We start from the raw sequence: 13,547 nt of genomic DNA, 5'->3' as shown, positions 1-13,547 counted from the left end.
TAAAATACAAATACATCAATAAATAATATGTTGATTTTATAAAAATACAACAAAAAAAAGAGCGGATAGTGGGAATCGAACCCACGTCACTAGCTTGGAAGGCTAGAGCTCTACCATTGAGCTATACCCGCACAATGGAGGAGGTAGGATTCGAACCTACGTACGCTCACGCGGACAGATTTACAGTCTGTTACCTTTAACCACTCGGTCACTCCTCCGCAAAAATTTGTTAAGAGAATACTATTTTAGCATCTTAACTTAAGCTCTTATTGTATTTAATACTAAACGCCTAAAATTAAAAAATCAAGCAATAAAACCTACCCTGATTAAAATCACGCAGATTTCATTTTATACAACACAATATTGTCAATAAAACGTTTAAACAAATAATGCGAATCATGCGTACCTGGCGCTTCTTCTGGATGGTATTGCACAGAAAAGACTGGGTAATCCTTCATCATTATTCCCTCTACACTATTATCAAATAGAGAAATGTGAGTAATTTCAACATTACTTAGAAGAGAAGCTGAATCAACAACGAAACCATGATTTTGGCTAGTGATCTCAACTTTTCCACTAATTACATCATAAACTGGATGGTTACTCCCTCGGTGACCTATATCCATCTTGATGGTCTTTGCCCCCAAAGTAATCGCAAGTAATTGATGGCCCATGCATATGCCAAAAATTGGTATTTTAGATTTTATAATAATGTCTATTTCTGAAACTACACTTTCTCCTATTTCTTGCGGATCACCAGGACCATTTGAAAGCACTATCCCATCTGGATTCATACTCAACACTTTTTGAGCAAAACCTGTGCTTGGTCTGATTAATTCAACTGTACAACCAAGTTCTATTAAGCGTGAAATTATACTGATTTTTACGCCAAAATCAACGATTACAACCCTATATTTTGCATTAAGGTCACTTTTAAAATTACTATGCAAGCTGACTTTATTGGTTATTTCTATCCCATTTACAGATTTGTATTCCTTCAATTTGTCCAACGCATGCGCCTTACTCGATGAGCATATCATTCCATTTTGAGATCCATGTTCTCTCAAATGTCTCGTTAAAGCTCTAGTATCAACTCCTGATATCCCAATCACGTTACTTTTCTCTAACCAATCATTTAAACTGATATATGAAGAAGGGTGGGACATAGAAGAAAGTTCACGCATAACCACACCACTTGCAAAAATTTTCTTTCCTTCATTATCCTTATGGTTTATTCCAACGTTACCAATATGAGGAAAAGTGAACGTTATAATTTGATCGGCAAAAGAAGGATCAGTTATAGTATGCTGATAACCGGTCATACCAGTGGTAAAACAGACCTCACCTATGCATTTGCCTTTTTTACCTACTGATTTTCCCCAAAAGCACTTGCCATCTTGTAAAATTAAAACTGCGTCCTGCACTTCATTATCTATTTAACTGATTCAAAACAGTATACAAGAATTTCAAATAATACGTAACTCTTTCTAAAATTCCAAATTTAACCACGAAGCAGCAAAAAATAACATGAAAAACTTTTAATACAATCTTTCATATAAAATATATAGTTGACTACCTTCATATTTCGTATTAGATATAGGTAAATCATAAGTAAAGTGGAGGGTAATAATGAACACTGGTACAAATCAATCAAAAAAAATAAATGAGAAGTGGTTAGCTGGAGGAATTGGCGCGCTATTATTTGTAATGATGCTACCGTCGATTCTTCTTTTAGCAAAAATAGCTATAGGGCTAATTATGGTTTCAGTTGCAGCAATAGCGATAAAAGTTGCCTTAAAAACAATATCGAATGCTTTAGAGGATAAACAGGCAGATCAAAGCCAAGCGACGCAACAAACAACACAAAGTAAAATTATAAACCTGGCTATTGGATTAACATCTATATTCGTAGGAGGATTATCACTATTCATTATAGCACAAACTGGCTTAATTGCAGCATGTGCAGCTATAACTGCTTTAGCTCTACACGAATATGTTAAAAATCAAGAAATAGGAAAAGAGATAAATGATAAATTCGATAAGGTAGCTGACGATACAATCAATTTTATTGTTAGCAGTGTTGAAAAACTTACTCCAACAAAGCCGCCAGGCATAACAGCCTAAACTGTCTCCGTTCAGGGCATAAGTGTTACAAGTAGCATTATATAAAGCGATTAATGGCATCCTCCTGATAATAGAATAATTGTATCTGTTCAGGGGCATCGCAAATATTGAAGCAAAAGTGGTCAGTGCTTACTATACGAATATTGTGATTTGAATCCACTAGGGAGGATGTCATCCCAGTGCCCAGACACTGGGATCCAGGAATTTTGATTAGAGATTAAATTGGTGAGTATAAAAGTAGCTAATCCTACGTTAAAATACAACGTTTTTAATGGGACTGCGTAAAAGGGCCGGATTCCAGTGGGCTTTGTTGCATCGCTACTTATGAAAGGCTAACTATAGTTAGGATTATAAGCAACCTATTGAAAATCTTGTTTTTTTGCAATCAATCTGATCAAATTTAAGAATAGTAATTTGTTATTTATATTAATAAATTTAATTCTATTGAAAATAGCTAAAGCATTGAAATTCTTGAATTTTAGCCGGATTGGTAAATGGTAGTGAAATTTCTTTTACTCAAATTTAGGTATTCATTGACCGTTCTTGTTATAAATACCAGAATAATAAGCTACTGATATTCCCTATCTTTTTTATCTTTAATCCATCATAGCTAGCGATGCAACAAAGCCATTCCAGTGTCAAGCACTGGAATGACACCTTTGTGTTTGAGGCAAAACCTGCTATAACATTTCTTCGCAAACAAACGTTCGTACAGTTATGTATCAGCTACTTTCATGGCACCATTTGTTGTAAACTCACATTTCTCTATGATTATCTTTATTTGCCGCTTTCCCGAACGGATGCTCTACAGTTATTTCCTCATTAATAGAGCGAGGTGCACCGGAACCAGGTACAACGATATTCTCGTGCGATTGCATATCCTTCTTTTCCTCACATGGTGTTTGCTTAATGAAATGTGCTGCTAAAACTTCATGTAAAGCTTTACCTTTTATAAGCACAGCCTCGTTTTGCTTAGCTAACTCTAAAATTTTCTTTGGTTCAACATCTTTACCGTCAATAGTTGATTTTTTAATACTAACTTGACCTAAATTTATATTTAGAACAACAGTACAGTTAAGGTCTTTTCCAGATTCATCTTTTGCACCCCAACTAATTTCGATGTCACATATTGCAAATTTTGTAAAGGAGTAGTTCCTCTGTTGTTTCTCATTCTTCTCAATTGTTACTATTCTTTCACCATTGCTGTATATTTTTGCTCTTTTTACCTCGCTTTTCTCTTCTTCCATTCTTTTAGTTTTTTCAGTGAAAAGACGACTGGTTTCTAAACTTTGTTCAGGTTTAGTAATGTTGATATTAAGATGGTCATAATGATTAAGAAGACGGTTTGCATATGGACATGGCACATAACACCCATCAAAGAAAGCAATTGCACTACCAGTTTTTAGAAATTCTTGTCCATCGCTCATTCCTTCACCAATTCGAATAAGATATCTACCCAACCTCTTTTTAAAATTTTCTTTTAACTCCTCCTGATCTTTAGAAGTAAGCTTCTTATCCAATATACCCATTATTTCTTTTCGCTTACTCAATACCACATAATTGAAAAGGAAAATATCATCCTCTCGATAATAATTTGCTATCTTGTCAAATGGATCTGCCGGCCAACCGTTATTATAATTTACGAAATCAGAAGAATCTTCACACTTATTATCCTTAAAATCAAAATTCAATCTTTCAAAATCTGATAATACTTTTTCTGCCCTATCTTCAAAAGACCGAAGTCCATCTTGAAGTTCTTTTCCATAACTCATTCCTTTGTCAATTTGAAGAACATATTGACCATATTTCTTTCTAAACTCCTCCTGTTCCTCGAGGAGAGGAAGATTCCTATCTAATATATCGATTATTTCTTTCCGCTTATTCAATATTACATAGTTAAAAAGGGCACTCTCCCCCTTCTTTTCATAATCGTCTGCTATTTTGTCAAAACACTTATTATCCTTAAACTCCAATTCCTCAAAATCTGAGAGCACACTTTGTACCTGAGTCTCATCGAATTGAAGATTTGCTTGAGGAGATAGAAGAGTCAACTTTTCTTCACTTTCCTTGGTACTCGAATTTTTGTACAAACCATTAAATAGATTTATAATACTAGAAAACATTTCACACCTCTATTGTTATAAGTAAACTTGATTATATCTTAATGCTAAATGTTGTAAAGCTAAAATTAGAAACTAAAAAAGCTAACATAAGTTCTGCATTGTTTGCAGCTTTATCAGCCTATTAGGCAGAATTATTAAAGAATTAGTTGAATAGGTATTATGATTCAATTTAACTCCATCCACAAGTTCTCCGCTTGTTACTCCAGTTGCAATGAACACTGATTCACCTCTTGCCATATCTTTTACGGCGTAGACTTTTTCTGGGTCATCAATATTTAAATTTTTTGCTCTTTCTCTTAACTGATCCGTATCAAGTACTAATCTTCCCTCCATCTGTCCGTCGATAGAGCTTAGCGCTGCAGCCGCAAGCACTCCCTCTGGTGCTCCTCCTATACCGATATACATATCATGATTGCCATTTATTAGTGAAACTATGGCCGCAACATCACCATCATCTATTAGTTTAATTTTTGCTCCTAATTTCCTGATTTTCTCTATTAATTCACTATGCCTTTCACGTTTAAGTACAGTTACCACGAGATCATTCACTTTGCACTTTTTTGCCTTGGCTAAATTGTCTAGATTCTTTTCAATGCTATTTTTTAGTGAGACTACACCCTCTGGAAGATTTTTTCCTACCGCTATTTTTTCCATATAAACATCAGGTGCATGTAAAAAATTACCTTTTTTCGTTGCAGCAAGAACAGACATTGCCCCTGGTTTGTAATGAGCACAAATCGTAGTGCCCTCAAGTGGGTCAACGGCAATGTCGATTTCAGGACCATTTCCAGTGCCAACCTTCTCGCCAATATATAGCATCGGCGCTTCATCTCTCTCACCTTCACCAATTACGATAGTACCATTTATTTCCATTGAATTTAATATTGTACGCATTGCATCAACTGCAACCTGATCAGCCCTTTTTTCATCACCAAAGCCTGCCAATTTATACGCAGCAAGTGCTGCAGCTTCGGTCACTTTAACTAATTTATAGGCTAAATCTTCCATCATTTGCTTTAAGAACTATATTCAATATATATCATGCTGCTTGAAACTGCAATATGTCTTGACTGGTTGTGGGAAAGTTGCTATAATAAACTAACATATAGTAGTAGGGTTAGTTATGGTGCGCCAAGAAGTGCTTGGAGAACAGTTGGTGAAAATCCAACACAAACAAAGTCTAGCCAACAGTTTGGAACAGACCACTATGTTGCATGAGGTAACGAGTGTAATAGAGCTAGTGGGATGGACAATGCAGGGCACAACGGAAGTGAAGGAGTGGAGTCCCGAAATACCTGAAGACATAGAGGTCGACATGTTCATGGCCATGGAAGACAGCATGAAGGATAACGTAAAGGCAAGTTATCACTCACTCTATCGGGATCTGAGACCGTGCCATGTATTGAAATGGACTTCAAGTGAACTTGGGAGATCCCATGCATTCCTATTAAGGTACGTTGGAACAAGTCAACAAAGGCAAGAACTAGCGGAAGATGCAGGGGAAGTCGGACTGATTGATAGTACTCAGAATGTGGGAAAGCCACGTACAAGGGGAAGCGATCAGCAATATAGTAACTGGAATAGGGATTGCTATGCCAATACAACGGAGGTAGGAATAACATGCGATATAAACTAAACCAGATAGCAGTAAGAGCAAAGCAAGATAAGCGACTAAAATTCACATCGTTAGTCCATCTGATAAATACAGAGAATCTTGCGAGATGTTATAAAGAACTGAAGCGTAACAAGGCTTGTGGAGTAGACCAGATAACAGTGGAATCATACGGAGAAAATCTGAATGAGAAACTCGAAGTGCTAGTAGAAAGTATGAAGAGGAAGCAATATCAACCACAACCAGTAAAGAGGGTATATATACCGAAAGCTGGAAGTAAAGAGAAACGCGGACTCGGAATACCATCGACCGAGGATAAATTAGTACAGATTATGCTGAAGAAGATATTAGAAAATATTTACGAGGCAAACTTTCTGGACAGCTCATATGGATTTCGACCAGGAAGAAACTGTCATCAAGCGGTAAATGCACTAGATAAAGCAGTTATGTACAAGCCAATAAACTACATTGTAGAAGTGGATATCAAGAAGTTCTACGATAATATACAGCATAAATGGCTAATGAGGTGTCTAAGGGAACGAATAACTGACCCAAATTTGCTGTGGTTAGTAAAGCGGTTTCTCAAGGCAGGGATAGTCGAAGCTGGAAATTATGAAGCAACAAAACAAGGTACACCACAAGGCGGTATAGTAAGTCCTGTATTAGCAAATATATACTTACATTATGTGTTGGATTTATGGATAGAAAAGAAATTTAAACCAAGATCCAGAGGATATATACAAGTAATAAGGTTTTGCGATGATTTTGTGGTTTGTTGCGAAAGTAAGGTAGACGCGGAAGAATTTCTGGAATTACTGAAACAAAGGCTAAATAAATTTGGGTTGGAAGTATCTGAAAACAAGACCGGAGTAGTAAAGTTTGGCAAGAGGGAGTGGCAACGAGCGATAAGAGAGAAACGAAGGACGGAAAGTTTCAATTTTCTGGGGTTTACGCACTATGGTGCAAAAAGTCGTCGTGGTAGATTAATGATGGGACATAAAACCTCTAAGTTAAATCTAGCCAGAAAACTAAAAGAAATCAAGGAGTGGTTGAAAATAGTCCGCGGAAGTATTCGACTTAAAGATTGGTGGCAAGTACTGAAGGCTAAATTAACAGGACACTATAACTACTTTGGTATTAGCGGAAATTATTGGTGTTTGAAACAATTTTACACATCAGTAAGAAAGCTAGCATTTAAATGGATAAATCGGCGTAGTCAGAAAAAGAGTATGACCTGGGAACAGTTTGTACACTACGTAGAAGTAAATCCATTACCAAAGCCAAAAATACATTTTTCTTTATATGCATAAGAGGGACGACTGTGAAAACTAATATTGATGAGCCGTGTGCGGGAAATCTGCAAGCACGGTTCTTTAGGGGGAGTTGTAGTAATAAAACTCAAACGAGAGGAGTAAAGCTACAGCTTCTACCGAACACACGAAGAAAAAGTTGTAATAACCAAATATGCAACTCAAGTTATAGTTAAACCTATTTCCAGCAAATTATTTTCGCAAGTATAATGCATTTCAGTGGTATAGTACTCTAATAATAAAGAGGTCATATAGATATTAATATCTTTTGTATTTAAATTAGTGTCATTTTTTTTGATTAATTTGTCTACTAATGATTTGCTTATTGGTTTGTGTTCATTTAGAATTTTTATAGTTAATAGCATTTTATCTTCTGTTTGACTCAGTAAAACAGATACTAGTTCAACTTCCGCCACTGCACTGGCTATAGTTAGCACCATATTAGAAATTATCTTATTTATCTTTTCAATTAAATCTTCCTTATTTTTTGCAGAGTATGCGTCTATTTTCCACATAAGCTTTACTTTTTTTTTAATAAATAATTTTCGATATTAGATTTGGTCTTATCAAAGCTATAATTATCCATTGAAGAAGAATATGCCTGCTTCATAACTTTATGTTTATATATTAAATCATCGGAGCTTTCTTTAAGAAACAACAACGCTTCCTTCTGCGCATCAGCATCATTCTTATCTATTACTTCAAGCTCTTCTACGCCAAACGTTATTCCATTCATAGAGTTAGCAAAGTCATGAAGCAGCCGTCCTGATAGCAGTTCCGTTATTAACAGTATGTTTTTGGTATTTTCGTTCATTGGATAATTATAAATGATTTAAGTTACCCTATATTGGTAAGTATATAATAGTCAATTAAGAGAAAGTTTCGTTGCACTTTTTATATCAAGGCATTAATATAGTATTAACAATTTTAAAATTTATAAAAGGATTATGAATACTTATACCAAATCAGGAATAGATATTGAACTATATAATAAGTTAATAAAAGAAGTCAAGCCTATTGCTCAAGAAACTACTAGAGAAGAAGTAATCAGCGAAATAGGTTCATTTTCTGCGTTATTTGATTTTGCTGCACTAAGTAAGAAGTATGACCATCCAGTACTCGTTTCCTCAACTGATGGAGTAGGTACGAAACTGTTGATAGCTCAAGAAGTGAATAAACATGATACTATAGGTATAGATTTAGTTGCAATGTGTGTAAATGACTTACTTGCACAAGGAGCAACGCCTTTATTTTTCCTTGATTACTTTGCAACAGGTGTTTTGAGCAAGGACGTTTTATTATCTGTGGTCCAAGGCATTGCAAAGGGGTGCAAGCAAGCTAAAATAGCATTGGTTGGTGGGGAAACTGCAGAAATGCCTGGAATGTATGGTAATAATCACTATGACCTTGCAGGGTTTGTGGTTGGTGTAGTTGATCGAAAGCAAATTCTTCCAAACTGTAGTATGATGAAAGCAGGTGATTATATAGTTGGCTTAGAGTCAAGTGGAATTCACTCAAATGGGTTTTCTTTAGTGCGCCATGTTTTCAAAAGCTTAGGTATAAATTATAACGATACATCTCTATGGAATAATAAATCTTGGAGTGAAATACTACTTGAACCAACAAAAATATATGTTGATTCTTTGCTGCCTATCATGTCACAAGTAAAAGGTATTGCGCACATCACGGGTGGTGGTTTGGTAGACAATATTCCGCGAATTCTTCCAAAAAACTTATTTGCAAACATAGACATTAATTCCTGGAAATGGCCAGATATATTTTTATGGCTAACAAAGGAGGGTAAAATAGAGAAGAAAGAAATGCTAAAAACATTTAATTGTGGTATTGGTATGGTATTGATCGTAAGTTCTGAGAATATGCAAAACGTGAAAAATCATTTCCAAAAACGTGGAGAAAAAATTGAAATTATTGGAAAACTTGATGAGGCATGTAACCCTCCACTTGATAGAGTAGTATTTAGTTAACCTAACTTTACTGACAGTCTTTTTGCAACTTCTAGGTATGCTTCCTTTAAATCTCCTAAATTCAAACGAAAGACATCTTTATCTAGCTTTTTATAAGTATTTTTATCCCATAATCTGCAGTTATCAGGGCTAATTTCATCAGCTAAAACGATTTTAGTACTGTCATTTATTAATCTGCCAAATTCTAACTTGAGATCAACTAAATATATACTTGCATTTGAAAATAGGTGAACTAATATTTCGTTGATTTTTAAAGTTGTAGTTTTAACTTCATCCATTTCTTTGCTAGATAGCCAATCAAAATACAGTATGTGATTTTCACTTACCATTGGGTCGGCTAGGTCATCATTTTTGTAAAAAAAATCGATTATAGGAGATGCAAGCCTCTCACCTTCTTTGATATTAAAACGTTTGCAAAAGCTGCCAGCTGCGACATTTCTAACTACTACCTCAAGAGGTATTATCTTGAGTTTTTTGACTAGCTGTTCTCTTTCGTTTAGAGTTTTTATAAAGTGTGTGCTAATTTCTGCTTTCTCAAGCTTTTCCATGATAAAAGCACTAATATGATTATTAATTATTCCTTTACCATCGATTATTTCATATTTTTCCTTATTGAATGCTGTAACATCATCTTTAAAGTGCTGTATGACAATTGATAAGTCTTCAGTTTCAATAATGGCTTTCGCTTTACCTTCGTATATCGTTTTATTCAGTGACATGTTTAATTTAACTATATATTATATCAATTTACTATTCTTAGAGTATAGCCCCAAATAACTTAAAATAAACCTTAATGGCATTCAATGTTACAATATTAACCATATTCCCAGAAATGTTCCCGGGGTTTTTGAACTATTCTCTTGCCGGAAAAGCGTTAGAAAAAAAAATATGGAACCTTGAAGTAATAAATATTCGTTCTTTTGCGAAAGATAAACATTCAACTGTGGATGATGTTCCATATGGAGGTGGAGCAGGAATGGTTATGCGTTCTGATGTAGTTGGTGATGTAGTAGATAGTATGCTCTCTGTTCATAAAAACACTAAGTTTATTTACATGACTCCATCTGGAACTAAGTTTAATCAGAATATTGCCAGAGAATTATTAGAGTTTCCTCATATAACAATATTGTGTGGTCGATTTGAAGGTATTGACCAAAGGATAATTGATGCGTATACTCCTTATGAGTTAAGTATTGGAGATTATATACTTTCAGGAGGTGAGCCAGCTGCAATGGTGGTTCTTGATGCATGCATTAGACTTCTTCCAGGTGTAGTAAATAATACCGATAGTATTACTGAAGAAAGTTTTAATTATGGTGGTGGTGTACTTGAATATCCTCAATATACTAGACCTGAGCAGTGGAAGAGATATAAAGTACCTGAGGTTTTGTTATCTGGCAATCACAAAAAAATAAGTGATTGGAGGCAGAAGCAGTCTCATGTTATAACAAAAAAGCGTAGGCCTGAATTATTGAATGGAGAGATAAATGACAAATTTACTTAAAAAATTTAACGAACAGCAAATGCAAGTGTTAGCTAAAGAAATACCAGAATTTCGTCCTGGCGATGATTTGAAGGTCACTTTTAAAGTAGTTGACGGTACAAGTGAACGTATACAGATATTTGAAGGTGTATGTATATCAAAAAGGAACCGCGGGTTACATTCTTCTTTTGCAGTCAGAAAAGTGAGCCATGGAGAAAGTATAGTGTCTCAGTTTTTTGTTTATTCTCCTGCACTGGTTTCAGTGCAAGTGACAAGAAAAGGAAAGGTTCGTAGAGCAAAACTGTATTATCTGTGCAAACTATTTGGAAAAGCTGCAAGGATCAAAGAGCGTACTACTTATGTTAAAAAGAAATTTAAGTAGATACAATAGGGAGTGATGTCAATTGTATCATCTCAGAACTCTCTCTTGTCATCCCAGTGCGTGACACACAACTGTACGAACATTGTGTTTGCCTCCCGCTGTGGTGTCATCCCAGTGCTCCGACACTGGGATCCAGCATTCATTATTCTCCTTTTGGTTTGTGCTTTCATGGAAAATGTAAAAATTATTTGCAGGCAAAGCCTGCTGGATCCCAGTGTCAGCTACTTGCATGACAAAAAAGGGGAAAGTTTTTTCAAATCCTCGTGTAAAGAAAAGTAAATGAGTATAAAGAAAAAATTCCTTAAATTACTTCAGTCAAGGCGTGTACATGCTCGTATAAAAAGGAAAAATAAAAAGAACAGAGCGCTACGCTTTTGTTCTTTCACGGCACTAGTTATCTCACTTGGCTGTCCTGTGTGTATATTGTTGAGTATATTAGTTAACTCTTACAGTGCCTTAACAGTAACGAAAATTTTATTGCCAGTTGAAATAAATGCTGATCTTACTTTGGCGAGTAATCCTAGTGATTTGCGGTATAAGTCCATTGGCTTACTCAACGATTCTTTACGTAAGGTGTTTGGAGGAACTGATTTTAAAGACGGTGACGAAATTTTAAGTCGTAATTCTTACAAAGAACTAGAGAAATTTTTTCGTAAGAAAGTAAAAGATAGTGGTGAATATGAGATCTGGTTTACCGCGTCAAGTATAATTAATTCAATAAATAAAGATAAACATTTGAATGATCGTTATGCTAAATTACTTGATTGGCTAAAAGAAAAGAGGAGAGTGAAAAAATTTTTTAATAAGTCTTTATTCCTTAAATCTGACTCTCGTGAACCTGAAAATGCAGGGATTTTAGGAGCGTTTATCGGCTCATTGATGACAATTATAGTGTGCCTAGCATTAGCATTACCAATAGGAATTATGTCGGGCATCTGTCTTTACGAATTTATGCCTAAAAATAGGCTAATGACTAATATTGTAGAAATTAGCATAAATAATCTTGCTGCAGTACCTTCAATAATATTTGGTGTAGTGGGCTTAACTCTCTATCTTGGCATATTTGGGCTACCACGCTCTTCACCACTTGTTGGTGGAATGACTCTTTCATTTATGATGTTACCTAATATTATAATTGCAACAAAAAATGCCTTTGCGAATGTTCCTATTACGATAAAAGATGCAGCGTTTGCGCTCGGTGCACCTCACATCAAGGTGATATTAGATCACTCTTTACCGATTGCGTTACCAAGAATAATACATGGTACTGTGCTTGCAATTGCAAGGATTTTAGGTGAATCTTCTCCTTTACTTATGATGGGTATGGTGGCATTTATTGCTGATACACCTACGTCCTTTTTCGATCCGGCGACTGTTCTGCCTGTACAAATATACATATGGTCAAGTAGTCCTGAAATTGCATTTATTGAACTTGCTGCTATTGCAATTATAGCTTTATTATTGATGTTATTTGCGTTAGATTTAGTAGCAAATTTTGTAAAAAGGAAATTCGAATTTTTTAATTTTTAGCAATTCATGAAAATCACAGTCCTATCTGGTTATGGCTTAAATTGCGAAAAAGAAACTGCATTTGCATTTATGGAATGCAGCAGAAAACTTGGTATTGGTAATATTGAAGTAAAAATCGTTCACATTAACGATATCATAGATAATCCAGGTGAACTGAAATTAAGCAATATACTTGCAATTCCAGGGGGTTTTTCCTATGGTGATGACACTGGTGCTGGTAATGCGTTTGCTTTACGTATTAAAAACAACTTGTTGGATGAGTTTCAAGAGTTTTTATCTCAGGACAAGCTGATTATAGGAATATGTAATGGTTGTCAGATATTAGTAAAATTAATTCCAGAGTTCTCTAATCTAGCTTTAATCCATAATGATATAGGCAATTACCAATGCCGCTGGATTAGAGTGAGAGTTAATCCGCAGAGTAATTCTGTTTGGCTACGGGGTCTGAGTGAACTATATCTCCCTGTTGCTCATGGGGAAGGCAAATTTTTTATGGATCAAGATATTTTGAACCAATTGATTGAGAGCAATTCCACCGCATTACGTTACATTGATAAAAATGGCAACTATGCTAACCTACAATTTCCTTACAATCCGAATGGATCTACATACGACCTAGCAGCTTTATCAGATAAAAGTGGAAGAGTGCTAGCTTTAATGCCCCATCCAGAAAGGGGAATATTTTTTACCCAGCAAGATAATTGGCCCCTTGAAAAAGAAAAGAGCAAGCGTTTAGGTGTTGCTGTGCCAAAATATGGCGATGGAATGCTTATATTTGAAAATGCACTAAAGTATTTTTGTTAAAATTTATTGATAGGGATTTATGGTCGAAATTACCCCCTGATATTGCAAAAAACTTGCTTGACAAGCCTTGCCAGTCCCCTTATCATGAAACTGAAGCTATTTATTTATCTTCTCTGTACAGATTAAATGACAAAAAAACTCACGTATCTGGCGTCCCATGTTTAATTTTTTGCACTATGTGCATCTTATGTCTT

General features: G+C 35.3%; 17 protein-coding genes and 2 tRNA genes. 9 read left to right on the top strand and 10 right to left on the bottom strand.

The window, feature by feature from the left end; translation table 11 throughout:
* Positions 1-60: 60 nt before the first annotated feature.
* From AAGD84_RS05730 to carA, 3 genes are all read right to left on the bottom strand, one after another.
* A tRNA-Gly gene (locus AAGD84_RS05730) sits at positions 61-131 on the bottom strand.
* A 4-nt stretch (positions 132-135) separates the two neighbouring features.
* Positions 136-218: transfer RNA gene (locus AAGD84_RS05725), tRNA-Tyr, on the bottom strand.
* 114 nt (positions 219-332) lie between these two features.
* A complete protein-coding gene (gene carA, locus AAGD84_RS05720; RefSeq protein ID WP_264722825.1) occupies positions 333-1,424 on the bottom strand; it encodes a glutamine-hydrolyzing carbamoyl-phosphate synthase small subunit in 1,092 nt (363 codons plus the stop codon).
* Positions 1,425-1,629: 205 nt separating this feature from the next.
* Between carA and AAGD84_RS05715 the strand changes: the two genes are divergently transcribed.
* Positions 1,630-2,124: a hypothetical protein gene (locus AAGD84_RS05715; protein WP_341817939.1), complete on the top strand. Its 495-nt coding sequence runs from the start codon at positions 1,630-1,632 to the stop codon at positions 2,122-2,124.
* A 546-nt stretch (positions 2,125-2,670) separates the two neighbouring features.
* Here the strand turns inward: AAGD84_RS05715 and AAGD84_RS05710 are convergent.
* The 3 genes from AAGD84_RS05710 to glpX form a co-directional block, all read right to left on the bottom strand.
* Entirely contained in the window at positions 2,671-2,823 is a 153-nt protein-coding gene (locus AAGD84_RS05710; protein WP_341817938.1) for a hypothetical protein, read from the bottom strand.
* Between the two features lie 56 nt (positions 2,824-2,879).
* Positions 2,880-4,247, bottom strand: a complete 1,368-nt coding sequence (locus tag AAGD84_RS05705) for a hypothetical protein (protein WP_264373990.1) — start codon at positions 4,245-4,247, stop codon at positions 2,880-2,882.
* Between the two features lie 81 nt (positions 4,248-4,328).
* On the bottom strand, positions 4,329-5,255 hold the full coding sequence (glpX, locus tag AAGD84_RS05700; protein ID WP_341818172.1) for a class II fructose-bisphosphatase: 927 nt from the start codon (positions 5,253-5,255) through the stop codon (positions 4,329-4,331).
* Positions 5,256-5,370: 115 nt separating this feature from the next.
* On the opposite strand from glpX, the gene AAGD84_RS05695 reads away from it, so the two are divergent.
* The 3 genes from AAGD84_RS05695 to AAGD84_RS05685 are packed head-to-tail and all read left to right on the top strand — an operon-like array spanning position 5,371 to position 7,345.
* Positions 5,371-5,883: a hypothetical protein gene (locus tag AAGD84_RS05695; RefSeq protein WP_245611107.1), complete on the top strand. Its 513-nt coding sequence runs from the start codon at positions 5,371-5,373 to the stop codon at positions 5,881-5,883.
* On the top strand, positions 5,868-7,169 hold the full coding sequence (ltrA, locus tag AAGD84_RS05690) for a group II intron reverse transcriptase/maturase (protein ID WP_341817847.1): 1,302 nt from the start codon (positions 5,868-5,870) through the stop codon (positions 7,167-7,169). Before AAGD84_RS05695 ends, ltrA begins: the two co-directional genes overlap by 16 nt.
* A gap of 11 nt (positions 7,170-7,180) precedes the next feature.
* The gene (locus AAGD84_RS05685) at positions 7,181-7,345 is read left to right on the top strand and encodes a hypothetical protein (protein ID WP_264723194.1); all 165 of its coding nucleotides are present in this window, start codon (positions 7,181-7,183) and stop codon (positions 7,343-7,345) included.
* Here AAGD84_RS05685 and AAGD84_RS05680 read toward each other — a convergent pair.
* Positions 7,331-7,684: a hypothetical protein gene (locus AAGD84_RS05680; protein ID WP_265038380.1), complete on the bottom strand. Its 354-nt coding sequence runs from the start codon at positions 7,682-7,684 to the stop codon at positions 7,331-7,333. The genes AAGD84_RS05685 and AAGD84_RS05680 overlap by 15 nt on opposite strands.
* Positions 7,685-7,689: 5 nt before the next feature.
* Entirely contained in the window at positions 7,690-7,983 is a 294-nt protein-coding gene (locus AAGD84_RS05675; RefSeq protein ID WP_006280049.1) for a hypothetical protein, read from the bottom strand.
* 133 nt (positions 7,984-8,116) lie between these two features.
* Here AAGD84_RS05675 and purM point away from each other — a divergent pair, with 133 nt between their 5' ends.
* On the top strand, positions 8,117-9,154 hold the full coding sequence (gene purM / locus AAGD84_RS05670) for a phosphoribosylformylglycinamidine cyclo-ligase (protein ID WP_264723192.1): 1,038 nt from the start codon (positions 8,117-8,119) through the stop codon (positions 9,152-9,154).
* Here the strand turns inward: purM and purC are convergent.
* The gene (gene purC / locus AAGD84_RS05665; RefSeq protein ID WP_010081959.1) at positions 9,151-9,873 is read right to left on the bottom strand and encodes a phosphoribosylaminoimidazolesuccinocarboxamide synthase; all 723 of its coding nucleotides are present in this window, start codon (positions 9,871-9,873) and stop codon (positions 9,151-9,153) included. The two genes, purM and purC, sit on opposite strands and share 4 nt — an antisense overlap.
* A gap of 74 nt (positions 9,874-9,947) precedes the next feature.
* On the opposite strand from purC, the gene trmD reads away from it, so the two are divergent.
* Both trmD and rplS read left to right on the top strand, forming a co-directional pair.
* Positions 9,948-10,658, top strand: a complete 711-nt coding sequence (gene trmD / locus AAGD84_RS05660) for a tRNA (guanosine(37)-N1)-methyltransferase TrmD (protein ID WP_341817937.1) — start codon at positions 9,948-9,950, stop codon at positions 10,656-10,658.
* Positions 10,642-11,019, top strand: a complete 378-nt coding sequence (gene rplS / locus AAGD84_RS05655) for a 50S ribosomal protein L19 (protein ID WP_264723190.1) — start codon at positions 10,642-10,644, stop codon at positions 11,017-11,019. The genes trmD and rplS overlap by 17 nt, the downstream gene beginning before the upstream one ends.
* 32 nt (positions 11,020-11,051) lie before the next feature.
* Here the strand turns inward: rplS and AAGD84_RS05650 are convergent, their stop codons facing one another.
* Entirely contained in the window at positions 11,052-11,189 is a 138-nt protein-coding gene (locus tag AAGD84_RS05650) for a hypothetical protein (RefSeq protein WP_264723931.1), read from the bottom strand.
* Positions 11,190-11,298: 109 nt separating this feature from the next.
* Here AAGD84_RS05650 and AAGD84_RS05645 point away from each other — a divergent pair, with 109 nt between their 5' ends.
* On the top strand, positions 11,299-12,549 hold the full coding sequence (locus AAGD84_RS05645; RefSeq protein WP_341817936.1) for a PstA family ABC transporter permease: 1,251 nt from the start codon (positions 11,299-11,301) through the stop codon (positions 12,547-12,549).
* A 6-nt stretch (positions 12,550-12,555) separates the two neighbouring features.
* Positions 12,556-13,353, top strand: coding sequence for a phosphoribosylformylglycinamidine synthase subunit PurQ (locus AAGD84_RS05640; protein ID WP_182319642.1), 798 nt, complete (start codon positions 12,556-12,558; stop codon positions 13,351-13,353).
* Positions 13,354-13,547: the final 194 nt, after the last annotated feature.

The organism is Wolbachia endosymbiont (group A) of Andrena fulva (assembly GCF_964026815.1).
Classification (GTDB): Bacteria; Pseudomonadota; Alphaproteobacteria; order Rickettsiales; family Anaplasmataceae; genus Wolbachia; species Wolbachia pipientis.
This window is presented reverse-complemented; position numbering and strand designations above follow the sequence as displayed.